Origin of the sequence: Butyrivibrio sp. WCD2001, assembly GCF_000424485.1 — a bacterium.
In the GTDB taxonomy this organism is placed as follows: domain Bacteria; phylum Bacillota; class Clostridia; order Lachnospirales; family Lachnospiraceae; genus Butyrivibrio.
Genome location: NZ_AUJZ01000005.1, coordinates 81,493 through 97,405, shown reverse-complemented (window position 1 = coordinate 97,405; position 15,913 = coordinate 81,493). Strand labels below are relative to the sequence as shown.

Below are 15,913 nucleotides of genomic sequence, written 5' to 3'. Positions count from 1 at the left end.
ATGAATTCATATTACAAGCGCACAGGTATGAAGCTTCAGTTTACCGAAATGATGCAGCGCATGAATGAAAAGGGGCTTCTTAGTACATCGCCATCTTTTTTCAGGCTTCCTGCAGATGCCCTGTCAGTAAGTGATGATGAATTTGATAAGCTTGTGGATAATATACCTCTTCATTATGATGTAGAGCATGCAATCAATTCCTATGTGGGTGAGGAAAAAATCATTCCTCAGTTTTATGATGTCTACACTATTCGTCATCCGCGATTTACCAGAAATTATGCTCACAGGCATAATTATTTTGAGCTGGATTTTGTGATAAAGGGTGCGGGCACTCTGTATTTTGAGGGAACTGCCCATAAGATGCACGAAGGTGAAGTATGTATAGTTGCTCCGGGCTCCAATCATGACTACATCATAGATGATGAAACCAGCATAGTTTATACCGTTTGCATCAGGAAAAGTACCTTCGAAAGTACCTTCACTTCACTTATGCTTCATCAGGATCTTTTGTCAGGATTTTTCAGGCACATCCTTAGAAATGATGATAGGCCCAATTACCTTATGCTCTTTACTGAAAACAATATGGAATGCAGAATTTTCCTTCGAAAGCTTCTGATCGAATCAGAGGCTCCTGACGGGTATAGTAACAACTGCTGTATTAACATAATCAATTTATTTTTTGCTAATCTTCTCCGAAACTACAGCAAGACAATATCCTTTTACAACTATGATATTGATTCTGATTTTTCACTTGTACTGCAATATATTCAGCACAACTATCAGACACTTTCGTTGTCCTCTCTTGCCGAGTTTTTTCACTATTCGGAGCCGCATCTTTGCACACTCATAAAGCAGAATACCGGAAAAAACTTCACGGATCTTATTAAGAATCTTCGTATGCGTGATGCAGTAAATCTGCTTATAAATACCGACCAGAAGGTAAATGAAATAGCTGAAGAAATAGGGTATAACAGCGCCGATCATTTTTCCAGGGTATTCAGAAAAACCTATGGCTGCTCACCGGCCGATTTCAGAAAGTCCAATAAAAAGGACAGCCCCTTCATTCCATTCTCACATGAGTAATGTAAATCAAACTTCACACACTGAAAAAGGAACCGAGACCGTATGCGGACTCAGTTCCCTTTTTTCTTATCAAACAGCCTTCTTCAGACTATTCTCACTGTCCTCAGCATGCATTTTGGACTTCATCTCTTCTATCTCTTTCTTGTAGTGCTTGATTGGTCCAAATACTACACAGAGAATAACAATGCTTCCTGTAATGCTGGGTGCTCCGAACTTGATGAAGTTAAGAGCAAACATAGCTGATTCGGGCTGTTGTCCAATGGCACCTGCCACATATCCTGATACTGCAAGGATTGCAAGTATGCCTGAGCTTGTAGCTGTATTACCGCACTTCTGTGCAAATCCCTTGATTGATGAAACAAGTCCGTTTGCTGTTTTTCCTTCCTTGTACATGATGAAATCAATAGTATCATTTACAAGAATATTAACCAGTGCGTTCTGCATAGCTCCTGTTACAGATGCGATGAAAGTGAGCACGCAAAGGAAAGTAAAGTTTGTCTTTCCGAAGAAGAAAAGAACTACATATAAAGCTATTGTTGTCACCTGAGAGAAGCAAAGTGCTCTCTGTCCACTCTTGAATATCTTAAGAACGATTGGCATTGCAACAACCATTGAAATAAGTGCGCCGATTGAAATAACACCCATGTATGCACCTATAAGGTCAGGTCTCTGGTAGTAATACATCATGTAGTAAACTGATGATGAAAACATAAGTCCATATCCCATTGAAGCCATTACCCAGGCAATGATGTTAGGATATACTTCCTTGTGCTTTAATACCATTCCAATTCCCTTAAGAGGATTCTTTTCAGGCTTTGCAAGATATCTCTCCTGTCCCTTTGAAGCCTTAAAAAGTCCCCAGAAGGAAATAAATGAAAGAATACCGCAAATGATCATGTAGGGCACATAGCCATTTGAAAATCCAAGGCTGTTAAAGAAGCCTGTGATGTTTGGAGTAAAGGTGTTACCTACTGTAAATGCTGCGGCACAACATCCTGCTCCCATTGTGATTATCTTATTTCTCTCGCCGTCATTCTTAACAGCTGCAGGAAGAATTGCCATCTGAGGCATTGTGTACATAGTAACTGTCATTCCGTAGCCGATGTACATAATAAGAATGTATGCAGCCTTAGCCGTAGTATTTGTAAAGCCCCAGTCTACCCAGACCATAGTTGCAAAGAATGTAAGCAGAACCGGTGCAAACAGGAAGTAAGGCCTGTAACGTCCCATCTTTGTATGTGTACTGTCAGCGATCACACCCATCATCGGATCGTTTATCGCATCCCAGAGAGTTGCTATAAACATTATTACTGAGCATATAGCTGCCGGAATCCCTAATGTATCCGTCATATAAACAGACAGATAACTTGCCAGTACTGCAGCTACCATCATCGCGCCGCCGTTTACGGAAGTAGCATGGAACCATCTAAAGGCACCACCGACTTCTGCTTTATTTGTAGAATTACTATTGTTCCCCATTGTCCTTCTCCTTTTCATGTTTTTTAAATGTGGTAAACAATGTTTTTTGCTTTGTGAGATTATAATAGCAAGGTAATACTTCCTGCTCCATGTAATATGTTTATCGATATCCGACATTTTTTAAGATGCATAAATATAAATAAAAATCCCCAATAATAATCCGGCCTAATATTTTAGATTCCGGACAGTTATCGGGGAAACTCCATTATATTACATGATATCTCGAATTATTTAATTTTCTATCACAGTACTATTTCAGTTTTAATACCTGAATCTATACCTGCCTTGAGAACGACTTTTTTTCCCGGTATCTTACGGACAATAGCCAGGGCACGTCCATTCCAGGTATTTGAAGTATTGCTACTATAAGGCTCCTGCTCTTTGGGATTACCTGATCCAAAGCCTAAAAGCTCAGCGTCACCTTCAAGCTCAAGCGTAATACTCTGATCAGAGTTTATGAAAACATCTCCATCAGAGTCCTGAAGAGAAAGATTCACGTATACTATCTCACTATCTTCCAATATATTTCCATCTACCTCAGCAAAAAGCTTCATATCTCCCACTGCAGTAGTTAGCTCATATTCGCCTATGTTCTCGCCATCTTTGTATGCCACAGCTTTTAATGTTCCCGGCTGATAAGTTGTTTCAAAAAGAGTTCTGCAGTTATCCTCTTCCACAACCTTTTTCTTTCCTATGGATTTTTCATCAAGTAATAATTCCACCTCATCCCCTGAAGAATAAACCTCAACCACAACCGGCTTATTTTCATATCCGCTAAAGGTCCATCCTGAAACAGTATCACTCATTACCCAGGGTGTCTTTATCAGTTTCTCGCCATAGTGTGCGGGATCCTGAACTGCTATATAAGGAGCTTTTCTTAGTCCGAAAACAATCTCCCTGTAATATGATAAAGGTCTTCTAAAGCCTGTGATATCAATATCTCCTGTATAAGCAAGCTTAGCAGGGAACTGTGCGCCAAAGCCGCCCTCACCGAATTTATATGCAGGAATTCCTACGCCTGCTTCTCCCAGGTAGTCCCAGCCTGTCCAGGTGAAATCTCCGATAACCTGAGGGTATTTTGTAACCTCTCTCCAGTTTACAGCAATCTCAGGAGGATAGGTTTCACTACCGACAATAACACGGTTAGGAGCCTTTTTGGCATCAAGGCTGTAACGTGCTGTCATGTAGTTATAACCTGCTATGTCAGTTGCTGCACAGGCCTTGTCCAGACGCTTTGTGATCTCAGGATGTACGACAATTTTATCCATGTACTTATCCATGATAGTCATGAAATCATTTACGTTTATGGAATCATCACCATCTTCTACAGATGCAGCAACATCTGCAGTAATCTTAGGCACAGCATCTCCTGCCGCAAACACTCCGTTTATTGAAGCAAGGGTATATCTGTTAGGATCCAGCTTGTGGCAAAGTCCGCTGATTTCTGCAGCAAGCCTTGCGCCTTCATCTGTTCCGATCTCAGGAATTTCATTACCGATTGAATACAGAATAACGGAAGGATGGTTGTAGTCCTTCATGACCATCGCTTCCACATCACGCTCCCACCAGTCCATGAAATACAGATTATAGTCATAGTCTGATTTTGCCCTGGTCCACATATCAAAGGCTTCATCCATGATATACATTCCGAGTTCATCACAGGCCTTTACAAGTGCAGGTGCCGCAGGGTGATGAGACATTCTTATGGCATTAAAGCCGGCTTTTTTTAATATAGCAACTCTTCTGTATTCAGCTTCATAAAAAGTCTTTGCCCCTAAGATTCCACTGTCGTGGTGAATGCAGGCTCCACGAAGCTTAACACTTTTTCCGTTCACTCTAAGGCCATGCTTTGCATCAAGTCTCAGCTTTCTGATACCGAAGATCTCCGCTTCATCATCCAGAGGTTCTCCGCAGCCTGTCTGCCCGTCATTCTCTTCCACTGCTTCGAACACCGTAACTTCAGCCTTATAAAGTGCAGGATTTTCATCAGACCAAAGTGATGGCTTGTCCACATATAATCTTGAAAAAACAGTCATCTCAGAATTAGCCTTAGCGCTGATTACCTTTTGATCGGAAGCAATAAGCTCTCCATTCCTGTCCAAAATTCCAAAGCTGATAACAAGGTCTTTGGGAGCAATATCCGCATTCCTTACAGATGCCTTAAGAAGTACTGTTGCCTCTTCTTCATTACATTCTTCAGTAGTTATCAGGAAGCTGTTTTCCTTTATATAAGTATTATCCGCTTCAAGAAGGTATACGTCTCTGTAGATTCCGGAGCCTGTGTACCAGCGGCTGTTCTGACATGCATTGTTTCTCACCTGAACGCGAATTTCATTCTCGCCCTCTTCCTTTAAAAACTGAGAAATCGGAACTGTGAACTCTGAATATCCATAAGGTCTGTTAGCAGCAAGCTGACCGTTAACATAGACAAAGGTATTCATGTAAGCACCCTCAAATAAGAGCATTATATTCCTGCTTCTGTCACCCTTTTTTGATTCAAAAAACTTCACATAAGTATAGGAACCACCATCATAGAATCCTGTATTGCCACCATTAAGCGAATCAGCATGGGTCTCTGTCTCTATCATCGCATCATGGGGAAGTGTAATTTTTCTCGCATTTTCAGGAATGCTCCACACTAGAGCAAAGGCATCCTTGCTGTTCCAGAAAAGCCAGTTATCGTTCCATTTTGTTTTTTTCATTATGTTCCACCTCTTAAATACTGCGTTATGCACAAATTAGTCTGTTCATAAGCAATTCTATAATTTGAGGTTTAGATGGAACACTTCTTAATTTGCGGAGAATCCGACATTTATTAATATAAAAATAACAAATAATTAATACACGATTTATCCTCCATTACGCTATATCGCTTAAAATATAATCATGTTACTACAATCTACAATGGAGGATTATACTATGGCGAATAACGAAAACGGCACTAAAGTAATGAGCAAGCATATTACCGGGCAACTACTTGCAATCCTGCTGCCTATGGTAATATCTGCAATTGCATTTGTTACTATTTTTCTGGCTTTTAATGCAAGAAATATCATTATTGATAGCGCGAAGAACGGACTACAGCAGGAAGCAAAAAAAAATGCGTCCGACATCTCCGGAATGATGGAGGGTATTGTTTCCTATTACAATGCGTATGCCGATACACTTCAGGTTTCAGACTACGCAGATGATGCTGCAATCTTAAAATCCTTGGAACCCGGAATGAAAGCCTATCCCGGAGTAGTCAGCGATGTATACCTTGCCTTTGGTAAAGATTACTTCTATGATGGCGGCGGTTGGGTTCCTGACGAAGGCTATGATCCGACAACCAGAGCCTGGTACCAGAACGGACAGGGAAAGTCCAGCATAGTACTCGGAGATCCTTCGGTAGATCTGACAACAGGGCAAATGGTTGTCTGTGGGTCTCGCGGTGTGACACTGACTGACGGAAGATCCGGTGTCCTCTCCACAGATATCGTATTATCCGGAATTTCCGAAACTGCCAGTGCCTATAAGCCACTTGGAACAGGTTCAACAATGATGTTTGATGGAACCATAATGGTTGCATCACCCACAACAGATCAGATAGGTAAGGATGTTTCAGAATATCCTAATGATAACTTTATTCAGGAGATTTCCAAGATAACAACCTCCGGCGGAAGAAGTGATGTATTCGTTCTTCACGGAACTGATGGTGCTGATTACTACGTTTCTATTGATGCGGTAAGCGGTACAAACTGGTATCTGGCATCCTTCGTAAAAGAGAGCGATGTACTGGCTGAATTAAACAAATTTATTATCATCATTGCTGTAATTGGGGTAATAATAATACTTACCGGCTCCGTTGTTATGCTCTTCATACTTAACGCAATGATTGCAAAACCTGTCAGCAGACTTACAGATAATATCACACGTATATCCCAGGGTGACTTCACTGTAGAGATAGCTAAAGGCACACGCGGAGGCGAAAATGAAATAGGCCTTATGAACAACAATATGGCTGATTATGTTGCTCAGATGCGTGATACCCTGATAAAGATGAAAGATGTAACCGAGAAGCTCTCGGGAGAAGCGAATAATTCCAAGAGTGCATCAAGCGACCTGAATTACCAGGCCGATGAACAGTCAAAGGCCATGCAACAGATACAGGGTGCTATGGATGATATGGCAGACGCTGTAACAGAGCTTGCCAATCAGGCAACAACCCTTGCCCAGGAGGTATCAGACCTCACAGACAAGAGCCAGCGGACAAGAGATGTCATGGATTCTCTTGTTACTAAGGCAAAAGACGGACAGCGAGACATGGAAATTGTCCAGAATGGTATGACCGGAATATCACAATCAATGTCAGATATGAACGAGGTTGTTTCGGTAGTTGGAGAGTCCGCCCAGAAGATTAACTCAATCGTAGATATGATCAATTCCATCTCCAGCCAGACTAATCTCCTGTCACTTAATGCATCCATTGAAGCTGCTAGAGCAGGCGAAGCAGGAAAAGGTTTTGCCGTTGTTGCACAGGAAATTGGACAGCTTGCGCAGAACTCTGCTGATTCAACCCAACAGATATCTTCCATCATAAAGGATATCACTATTCAGATTGAGGAGCTTTCACGCAAATCTCAATCCAACATGGATGAGATTCGCTCTAACATGGATGCTGTTGATACTGCAGGCGCTACCTTTGAAGAAATCTTCAAGAGTCTTGACGAAACCAGCGATATTGTTGGAGAAATGATATCCAAAGTCGGCAGTGTAGATGAAATTGCAACCTCTATGGCAGCCATTTCAGAGGAACAGTCAGCAAGTACTCAGGAAGTAAGTGCTACCGCAACACACCTCACATCCAGCGCTGAGATGGTTGCAGAGAATTCTAAAGGTGTTGATCACAGTGCTACCGCTGTAAGTGATTCTTCAGAAGAAATAGAAAACCTTATAAATGTATTTAAAGTATAAGAATGATTTATATCCTATTTAACATAAAAGTGCCTCGTTACCAGAATACTTTTAATGGTGACGAGGCACTTTATACTATAGTTTTACCATCTCTTAAAATTGAATATCTTTTCATTCACAGGGCCTACATTTTCAGGTGTAAAGCCCATAAAGAACAGGAATGGCAGCTCGCCCAAGGTATGATTGCCGTTTTCCTTATCATGCTTACGGATTATTCCGTAGGCAGGGGGAAGCTCCTTCTCAAGAAGTGCCATCACTTCTTCGTCCTTCTCAAGCTCGGAGAGCCTGGTTTCAGGTCCGTACACGCATCGATAATCTCTTGAAGGCACGTAGCTGATTTCATACTTTCCTGCAGGAAGTACCACTGCTCCGCCTTCATCAATAGTTTCTGCACCAAAACCTGTAACTGCAAGCTTTCTTCTACTAAATCTGGGAAGAGTTACTTTAGCACTTCCGTTAAACGGAACTTCAATATTTAATGTAAATATTCCGTCCTCCCCGATCTTCCAATTGGATACATATTTTCCTGCTGCAGTTACCATAGATGAATTAAAATGTCTGAATTTCATGGAAGGCTGCGGTGCAATTATTGCACTCTTAAAGCCTTCAGTGGCAGGACGAAGTCCTCCTATGTACTCATACATAAACTGCACGACCGTTCCGTATGAATAGTGGTTAAGGGAGTTCATTCCCTCATCACATATTGTTCCATCAGGCATAACCGAATTCCATCTCTCCCAGATTGTGGTAGCTCCAAGATTTACGCAGTAGAGCCAGCTTGGGAATCCTTCATTAAAAAGGAAATGATATGCCAGATCCATTCTTCCGATTTTTGCAAGAGTGGTACAAAGAAGAGGTGCTCCCACAAAACCGCATTTTATCTGGTAACAGTCCTTATTAAGTCTGTCAATGAACTGCTCTATGAGCTTATCCCTGTCCACATATACATCGAAGGCAAGTGCAACAATATATGCTGCCTGAGTATCACAGGCAAGACGTCCTGTCTTTGAGAAGTACTCATCAAGAATTGCGCTCTTTACCTTTTCTGCAAGGGCATCATATTTTTTCTTATCCTCTTTGAGTCCAAGCCTCTCTGCCATCTGTGCTGTTATGACTGTTGAGCGATAGTAATAGATTGCAGCAAGGTAGTCGTCATTGGTCCCTCCCTTGAAGCTCTGCTCAGTTATTCCATCAAGACCAAGCCAGTCGCCAAATTGGAAAGGCAAAATGAAGAACCCCTTGTCGCCATGCTCTGCATCATTTCGATGCATGTACTCTACCCAGCCCTTCATCATTTCATAGTGTTCTTTGGTATCCTCCAGAGAACCGAAGGTATTATAAAGTACATTGGGAACTATTGTGCTTACATCTGCCCAGATGCTTCCAACTCCCGCAAGGTTATTGGCTGTATTGGGCAGGAAGCTTGCAACGCCTCCCTCATGGCGCTTTGCATCAAGTGCAAGATCGCGAAGGAACTTCCTGTAGAAGGCACGGGTATCCATGTTGTAGCTGGCTGTCTGAGAAAATACCTGCGCATCACCTGTCCATCCAAGTCTCTCATTTCTCTGCGGACAGTCTGTGGGCATATCAAGGAAGTTGGATTTTTGACCCCATATGCAGTTTTCATAGAGCCTGTTGATTTTTTCGTTACTGGTCTCAATATATCCTGTGCGTTCCATATCTGAATACAGTACACGGGATCTTATCTTGTCAGTTGTAAGTACGGTCTCCTCCGGCCAACCTTCAATTTTCAGATAGCGGTATCCGAAAAAGGTGAACCTGGGATGTACTGTCTCTTTCCTTCCATCAGATATATAAGTGAACTGAGATCTTGCTTCGCGGTAATTCTTGTTGAAGAAATTGCCCTTCTGAAGTATCTCTCCGCAGGAAATTATTATCTTTGTACCTGCAGGAAAATCAGCATCAAACTCCATTACGCCTGCATGATTCTGTCCAAAATCAACTACAGTTTCACCCGCAGGAGTATGGATTATTTCTTTTGCGGGAAGTATCTCTTTTACAATTACCGGAATACTGTATCTGTCAAGAAGTGCTCTCTCTGCCTTTACTTCGACAGCATTACCGATTTCAGTTGTTCCTGCTGTTCTATCCAGATCTTCTCCGTAATAAATTCCGGATTCAATAACAACATTTTTCAGTACCTTCCAGGTATTGTCCGTTCCGATTACTTCATGGCTTCCATCAGCAAAGTCCACATGGAGCTCAGCAATGGCCTCCATTCTGTCACCGAAATTATGGCCGCCCTCAAGACCGAAGTTACTCATATACCAGCCCCTAGCAACCTGGATATCGAGCTGACTTTTTTCACCTATTTTGTCTGTCACATCAAATGCAATAATCTGCATTCCTGTTTCATAATCATTGATGTAAGGAGTCAGAACCTCATCTCCGATTTTCTCACCATCAAGATATGCCTCAAATACGCCAAGACAGCTCACATAAAGTCTGGCCTTCACAGGCTTTTCCCTAAGTTCAATGTCTTTTCTGAAAATCGGATGATATTTAGCACCATCCTCAGCTGCAATCCATTTTCCTGTCCAGGCTTCGTCCATCTTTCCAGTCTCAAAGTATTGCACATCTGAGACTGCAGTATCTCCGTTGTCGCCTGTAATCGTCACTCGCCAGAAATATCCGGTGCGGGGCTTTAAGTCAATATTTACCTTATCTCCATTGATAACTTCACCTGTCTGATCAAGGTTAGCAGCCTCTTTTCTGCAGAGAATCTCAGTAAAGTCCCTGTCTGCAGCCACCTCCAGCACGCCATTTTTTAATGTCTTCGCATCTGTCTCTTCCACATTCCAGGATGCTATAAGATTTTTAAAATCATATCCGATTGGGTTAATTATTCCATTAAGTTTTGCTCTTGTTATTTTCATAAATACCTCTTCTATTTTTATGTCATTTCATCACAGCACTTTATTCAGCCAGGTCACAAACAGATCTTTCCACTGTGAAACGGCTGTAAGATCCGGAGGTACAAAGCCGGGATAATATATTGTATCATTCGGCTTACAGCCACCAAAGCCATGTCCTCCATAGGGGAAAACATGCAGCTCGTGAGAAATTTTCTTATCCCTGAGCGCCCTTGCAAAATCCACCATATGGTATGCATCAATCACATCATCATCAGCTGCGTTACACATAAATATTGGGCATACCTCATCATTTACATGATCCTTTAATTCGTATCTGGCAGCAAAATCAGCTCTCCTCCCGGCATCATTATAGGTTTCAGCATCAGCCATAACCACCTGGATTTTGTCATTTGCAACAGTAACAGCCGGATATATCAATCCTGCTGCATTGGGCTTTCCGTCCACCTTATCGATCTCATCTTCCACATAATCGCTAATTCCTACTGCCCCGTTTTGAGTGATAACTGCCTGAACACCTACAAGATTTCCTCCTGCTGAAAAACCTACTGTAGCTATCTTGTCAGGATCAATCCCATATTCATCTGCATGGAATCTTACATATCTGATTGCACGCTGAAGATCAAGAAACATGTAAGGAGCCTTGTATGGATATGATCTGTACCAGAGAACAAAACAGCTTATTCCTGCTGCATTTAAAAACTCGGCTATATCTGTTCCCTCGCTATCAATACTCTTGGTAAGATATGCACCTCCCGGACAGGAAATCACGCACTTCTTACTTCCGGGAACAAGGAAGGGTACAAGAAAAGGCTCATCCACATAAGTCTCATTTGCATAACCATCCTTTATTTCTTCACGATATACCATGGTATCGTTGCCACGCATATCGCCAATTTTATCTGTGGTTTTATCCCATATTCCGGGATATTTAACAAACATATCCTCGAGAGAAAGCGAATCATCCCAGTTCATTCTGTCATGCTTGGACTCTCCGGTATTTCCCGGAATATTTTCACCCCATATTTTAATTATCTCTTTCTCTTTTTCAGGACTAAATCTCATTTTTAACCTCGCTTTATATCATCATTTAAATAGCCTCGATAATATCCAATAATATTGAACTTATCTCAGCCTCTGTACTTCCCCATGAGTAATTCCGTTTTCATTAACGGCATCGACCTGAAGGTATACCTCCTGACCTTTTATAAGTGCACCGATAGATCTCGTACCCTTAGATGAGCCTTTCTCCGGGTAGTACATGCAACTGTGATAGAGCTTATTCTCTGCATGTCCCCACTTAATGTTATAACCATCCGCGCCCTCGGAAGACATTGTTATACTCATATCCAATTCGCTCTCAATAGTAGCAGTAAATGTAACCTCTCCGGGAGCCCTTCCGTTACCTTTTCCAAATACGCGAATACCTGATACTGCTGCCTTTTGATTCATTGGAAGCTCCAGAATTGTGAGCTTTATAAAACGTAACCTTTTTCCATTTTCTATAAGCAAAGTATCATGAGGAAGATTGGTATCAGCCTTGGATTTATCGCTCAGAATCTCATAGTTTTCGCCATCAGATGATCCTTCCAGCACATATCTTGTCACATATTTTCTCTCATCAATGAGTCTTGCACCGAATCCGTTTTCAGGTATCTCTCCGGGCGGAAGTGCGTCAATACTGTCATCCGCGAAATTGATCTGAATAAATCTGACGTCCTTAACTTCGCGCATATCCATGAGAAGCCATTCGCCGGGCTTGTTGTCTGCTGCTCTCCACCAGGTTCTGGTATCCTCTTCACAGGCTCTCTCAGGATTGTTATCACCTACAGGTGAAACCGTATCCTCTTTACTTACAGATGATGCACTCATCTTTGCATTCCTGCTAAGAAGGAACCATTCAGGCTCAGCCCATGGATCCGGTTTCCCGTCATTTATGCTCCTTGGCCAGTCTCCATAGCCAGTATTACAGAACAGCTCACCATCATTATCAAAGCCTGCAGGCCATATACCGACTCTTCGCTCCATGGGATCATTAAGGCTTATTCTCATGGTTGATGTATGCCAGAAATTACCGTTTTTATCCTCCATAGTTGAGCCATGTCCTGCCCCAGGCATAAATCCTCCGGGCTGATAGGAATAGGGATTGTTCTTTGCAAGCTCAAAAGGTCCAAGGGGTGAATCGGATACATATACCCCATCGTTGTAAACATTATATTCAGCACCTGTCGCTGCATACTGAAGATAATATTTTCCATCATGCTTATTCATGTATGCACCTTCAATGAAAGGATTGTTGCTGAGCATACTCCTAAAGAAAGCCTTGTCTGTATCAGAGGCCTTACTAAATGCCTCTTCTCCCATATTCTTTTTAAATCCCTCAAATACTCTGTCCAGCTCCTCGCCTTCAATAAGTCTCTTTGAATGATTCTCACCGCATCTCTCATATCCAAGTTCCTTTGGACGTCCATTAATAAGCTCTATTCTCTCTGAAAGAGGCTTCATGGTCTCAGGGTCAAGCTCCACTCCCCAGATTGGTGTCATATTAGAGCATCCCCAATAGAAATAAACTCTTCCGTCATCATCCTGAAAAAGATTGGGATCCCAGAAGTCAAAAGTTCCTTCTATCTCCTCATATGGTCCATTCTCAATATCTCTGGTGCGATAGAAGTTGCAGATTTCTCCCCTTTTTGATGCACTAAAATATACATAGTCTCCGATGACTCTTACATCCGGAGCATAGTCAAGAAGCGGAAGGTTGTCGGGAAGACGCACGCTCTTCCAATTGATGAGATCATCAGATACCCACACTGACATATTCATGGATGCAAAAATATAGTATTTCCCCTTATAAAATAAAAATGTGGGATCAGCTGCTTCTCTGGAAATGTGCTGCTCGCCAGACATTCCGTCCTTTATGAATTGGTAATGGTAATCTATGTTTATGGGATTGCAAAGTATTTTTTTCACGTTATTCTCCTTAGTAATTATCCCCTCAAGAGGAAGACTTGATATTTGCAGCGATTAGAAGCGGTATCCTGCTCTCTTTTTATAGATTCTATTATTTGGGGAATAATTACTGAACAGTTTTTATTTTTGATAATCCGGCATTTAAAAGGGCCATCACTTTACAGAAATATTAAGAAGTTCGCAAAATCCGCTTATTTTGTAGTCTGTCTTTTCGTATGCTGCTGCGTCGCCTATTCCCGCAACTCTCATGCCGGCTCTTTTACCTGCGATAACTCCGGCAACAGCATCCTCAACAACTACGCAGTTATCGGGATTTTCACTTAAAAATTCTGCTGCCTTTGAGAACACCTCCGGATCAGGCTTGGATTTTGTAATATTTGTTCCGTCAGATATAGCGTCAAAATAATCTGTAAGTCCCACCCTTTCCAGGATGTACCTTGTATTTTTACTTGAAGAACCTATCGCAAGCTTGTGTCCTCTGTTTCTAAGTTCCGCAAGTGTATTCCTTACTTCAGGTGATACGTCTTCCGGTGTCATTGTTCCCAGAAGTTCCCTGTAATATTCATTTTTCTCAGCAGCAAGATCTTCCTTTTCTTCTTCGGAAAACTTTCTGACACTGTCTTCCAGAATAATATCCAGAGATTCCATTCTGCTGACACCGCGAAGTCTTGAATTCTTCTTTTCATCAAAGCCTATTCCCAGCTTATTCGCTATCATTTTCCATCCCTGATAGTGATATTTATCAGTAAAAACAAGAACCCCGTCAAGATCAAATATAAAAGCTTTCATAATATGTCATCCTCCCGCTTTAAAATCTCAAATCCATTTTTCCGCAGAAAGGATCAACAGGTGATTTTCCCTTAAATTCACTTCTGCCTAAAATCTTGTCAATTGCTGCATCCATAACGGATTCAGAATTACAGTAACAGTTGATAAAGGTCTTTATCATCGGTGCATCGAGAAGATGATACGGATTACCGAAGCTTATAAACATAACCGGGAGCTCATGTACCATCCAGGGCATGTTATTTCCAAGTCCGAACATTGTGTGCCAGTTCATTCTTGCTGTGGTTTTGTTGGATGCAGTTTCCACATTTCCAACATAGATGATTAGATCGTATCTGGATTTTATCTTTGACACGGAGTCGGTCATTACTTCAAAGCCTTCTTTTTCATACAGCGTCACATCAAAACCTTCAGCCTTAAGTCTATCCATTACAAATTTTGTTACGCGCTCGTCAGACTCAAAACCTCCCATCATTTCAAGAAGAACTCTTTTATGATTTTCATGCTTTATGGGAAGGAGCTTCTGTGTATCCTTTACAAGGGTAATTCCTTCATCAGCACACTCCTTTGCCCAGGTCACATGCTCCTCTGATGAGAGAATGTTAAGCCCTTCCTTAGCAGGAACCAGAGTACCGTTTGCCTTCTTTTCAGGAAGATTAAGAGCTGCCTTGGTCGCAAGAATTCGCTTAACGGCCTCCTCTAATCTCTCTTCGGACAGGATGCCCTTTTCATAGCCCTTGTGCATGTATTCGTAATCTTCATCGATGTTTCTGTTAAACAGGAACATGTCGCAGCCGTTTTCTATGCAAAGTGGAACAGCATGTTCTCTGTCCATTGCACTGCAAAAGCCCACCATAGGCGTGGCATCAGACACAATAAGACCGTTAAACCCGAGCTTTTCCCTGAGAAGTTTACCGAGAAGATTTTTAGACAGCGTAGCAGGAATAATCTTTTCAGGTGCTTTTCCATCAAAGAGTTCCTCATAGGCAGGCATTGCGATATGTCCCGCCATCACGCTAAGTGTTCCAGCATCGATCATTGCCTCGTAGATTTTTCCGTAGGTTTCGTCCCACTCTTCAACAGAGAGTGAATTGACACTTGTAAGAAGGTGCTGGTCTCTCTCGTCTATTCCGTCACCCGGGAAGTGTTTTACTGCTGTAGCAACGCCCTCTTCGGCTGCTGCCTTAAGATAACCTCTTCCCATATCGATGACTGTCTGCACATCATCTGAAAATGCCCTGACATTTATAATTGGATTATGGTAGTTTCTGTCGAGATCAACTACAGGTGCAAAGGACCAGTTATCTCCTACAGCTGCGCCTTCTGAGCAGCTAACCTTCCCCAGCTCATAACCGCGTCTGGCATTTCCTGTAGCACCAACAAGCATCTCTCTGCCATAGTAGGTTCCTTCAACTGCCGAACCATTTCCGCCATACTCGAGGTTTGCAGCAATGAGGAGTGGTATCTTGCTCTCCTTTTGTAAAAAGCTCTGAGCCTTCCATATTTCCTCGCCCGGTCCTTCTCTGTAAAGTAGTCCACCTATCTTATATTTATCGAGGGTCTCCTTTAATTCGTTCTCATCCTTGCTGAAAATAACCGGACAGAAAAGCTGTCCGATTTTTTCATCAAGCGTCATTTTTTCATATGTATCCTCAACCCATTTGATTTTCTCATCGCTTAAGTTAAAGGGTTTGTCTTTGTAATTGATCATAATCATGCTCCTATCTTTCGGCATTATTGCTATGCTT

Annotated in this window: 9 protein-coding genes; 2 read left to right on the top strand and 7 right to left on the bottom strand. The window is 42.0% G+C overall.

Annotated features, from left to right (window positions below):
* Window positions 1–1,083 (top strand): helix-turn-helix domain-containing protein, encoded by a 1,083-nt coding sequence (locus tag G630_RS0105370; RefSeq protein WP_242829908.1) that lies wholly within the window; start codon window positions 1–3, stop codon window positions 1,081–1,083.
* A gap of 69 nt (window positions 1,084–1,152) precedes the next feature.
* Here G630_RS0105370 and G630_RS0105365 read toward each other — a convergent pair whose 3' ends face one another.
* Both G630_RS0105365 and G630_RS0105360 read right to left on the bottom strand, forming a co-directional pair.
* Window positions 1,153–2,562, bottom strand: coding sequence for an MFS transporter (locus G630_RS0105365; protein ID WP_044958767.1), 1,410 nt, complete (start codon window positions 2,560–2,562; stop codon window positions 1,153–1,155).
* Between the two features lie 242 nt (window positions 2,563–2,804).
* Complete coding sequence (locus G630_RS0105360) at window positions 2,805–5,264, bottom strand: glycoside hydrolase family 2 TIM barrel-domain containing protein (RefSeq protein ID WP_022762127.1); 2,460 nt, start codon at window positions 5,262–5,264, stop codon at window positions 2,805–2,807.
* A gap of 217 nt (window positions 5,265–5,481) precedes the next feature.
* On the opposite strand from G630_RS0105360, the gene G630_RS20830 reads away from it, so the two are divergent.
* On the top strand, window positions 5,482–7,515 hold the full coding sequence (locus G630_RS20830) for a methyl-accepting chemotaxis protein (RefSeq protein ID WP_022762128.1): 2,034 nt from the start codon (window positions 5,482–5,484) through the stop codon (window positions 7,513–7,515).
* A gap of 83 nt (window positions 7,516–7,598) precedes the next feature.
* Here the strand turns inward: G630_RS20830 and G630_RS0105350 are convergent, their stop codons facing one another.
* From G630_RS0105350 to G630_RS0105330, 5 genes are all read right to left on the bottom strand, one after another.
* Entirely contained in the window at window positions 7,599–10,412 is a 2,814-nt protein-coding gene (locus G630_RS0105350; RefSeq protein WP_026497987.1) for an alpha-L-rhamnosidase, read from the bottom strand.
* A 30-nt stretch (window positions 10,413–10,442) separates the two neighbouring features.
* Window positions 10,443–11,474, bottom strand: a complete 1,032-nt coding sequence (locus tag G630_RS0105345) for an alpha/beta hydrolase (protein WP_026497986.1) — start codon at window positions 11,472–11,474, stop codon at window positions 10,443–10,445.
* A gap of 60 nt (window positions 11,475–11,534) precedes the next feature.
* Window positions 11,535–13,379 (bottom strand): family 43 glycosylhydrolase, encoded by a 1,845-nt coding sequence (locus G630_RS0105340; RefSeq protein ID WP_026497985.1) that lies wholly within the window; start codon window positions 13,377–13,379, stop codon window positions 11,535–11,537.
* A gap of 153 nt (window positions 13,380–13,532) precedes the next feature.
* Window positions 13,533–14,168 (bottom strand): beta-phosphoglucomutase, encoded by a 636-nt coding sequence (gene pgmB, locus G630_RS0105335; RefSeq protein WP_026497984.1) that lies wholly within the window; start codon window positions 14,166–14,168, stop codon window positions 13,533–13,535.
* Between the two features lie 19 nt (window positions 14,169–14,187).
* Window positions 14,188–15,876, bottom strand: a complete 1,689-nt coding sequence (locus G630_RS0105330; protein WP_026497983.1) for a glycoside hydrolase family 3 protein — start codon at window positions 15,874–15,876, stop codon at window positions 14,188–14,190.
* Window positions 15,877–15,913 lie beyond the last annotated feature (37 nt).